The organism is Citrobacter sp. S46_ASV_140 (assembly GCF_018919545.1).
Lineage (GTDB): Bacteria > Pseudomonadota > Gammaproteobacteria > Enterobacterales > Enterobacteriaceae > Citrobacter > Citrobacter braakii.
Genome location: NZ_JAHLRC010000263.1, coordinates 1 through 1,295, shown reverse-complemented (window position 1 = coordinate 1,295; position 1,295 = coordinate 1). Strand labels below are relative to the sequence as shown.

General features: G+C 41.9%; 1 protein-coding gene and 1 pseudogene. Both read right to left on the bottom strand.

Annotated elements, in window-relative coordinates; genetic code table 11:
• Positions 1-1,039 (bottom strand): MFS transporter (locus tag KQJ19_RS23625; RefSeq protein ID WP_216404277.1); only part of this gene is annotated, 1,039 nt, incomplete at its 3' end.
• 60 nt (positions 1,040-1,099) lie between these two features.
• Positions 1,100-1,295 (bottom strand): annotated as a pseudogene (locus tag KQJ19_RS23620) (bifunctional D-altronate/D-mannonate dehydratase); the annotation flags it as partial.

Below are 1,295 nucleotides of genomic sequence, written 5' to 3'. Positions count from 1 at the left end.
GTACCAGGATCATTACTATTTGCGTAAGCCAAAAGCTATCCTGATTGATTGCAAGGAAGAAAGGAATAATCATAACAACCTGGAGCAATGCGCCGATAATATAAACTGGTTTACGCCCAATTTTATCGCATAGCGAGCCCATCATCGGTATTGCAATTATTTCTATAATCACCGCAACAATCATTGTCTCCATCAAGATATTTGCATCGAGATTGTTTGCCTTACCGTATGCAAGGACAATCACTGTAAACATTGCAAATGTGCAAGCCTCAATCAGCTTCGCACATACTCCCTTAACGACAATTCCCGGAAAATCACGGATAACTTCAACTAATGGACGTGATTCTTCTGCTTTTGTCTCCCTAATCTGAGCAAAGACTGGTGATTCATCAATTTTTAAGCGGATAAATAACCCAACAATAACCAGCAACAGACTTAACAGGAACGGTATACGCCACCCGTAATCCATCATTGCCTCTGGAGAAAGTGTGGCATTTAACAACGCAAAGAGTGCTAACGGCAGAAGAAAACCAACTGGGGCACCGATTTGAACCCAACTCGAAAAAAATCCACGATGTTTGGGCTCAGAATATTCAGCAGTCATTAATACTGCACCGGCTTGTTCTCCTCCAACACCAAAGCCCTGTAATACACGAATAAATATAAGTAAAGCTGGAGCCCATACACCTATTTTTTCATATGTAGGTAACAACCCAATACAGAATGTCCCTAAGCCAACGATTAATATAGTAATAACCAGTGCTTTTTTGCGCCCGACCTTATCGCCAATATGCCCAAAGACAATTCCTCCTAATGGTCTAGCCAGGAAACCAACGGCATAGGTTGCAAAAGCAGCCAGCGTACTAATTAACGGATCGTCACTTGGGAAAAATAAATGACCAAAAAAGAGTACGGCTGCTGTCCCATATGCAAAGAAGTCATAGTATTCGGCAGCAGTACCAATTGCGGAGGCTGAAGCCACTCTGCGAATAATGGGTTTATTATCTACGTTATTTTTAATATCGACTGAACTAACCATAAGTTTTACCTTCTGTAGGGTATTGAGTTAATCAACATCTTTCGTACGTAAAATTTATATTTACCAGTTCCACAACGTGCCATCTTCCAGACGAGCAACAGGCAGATATGCAGGGTCATACGGATATTTCGCCGCCAGCTTTTCATCAAACTCGATCCCAAGACCTGGTTTGTCTCCAGGATGCATATAGCCGTTATCAAAGGTCCAGTTATGCGGGAACACTTCCAACATTTGCTCGGAATACCCCATATATTCC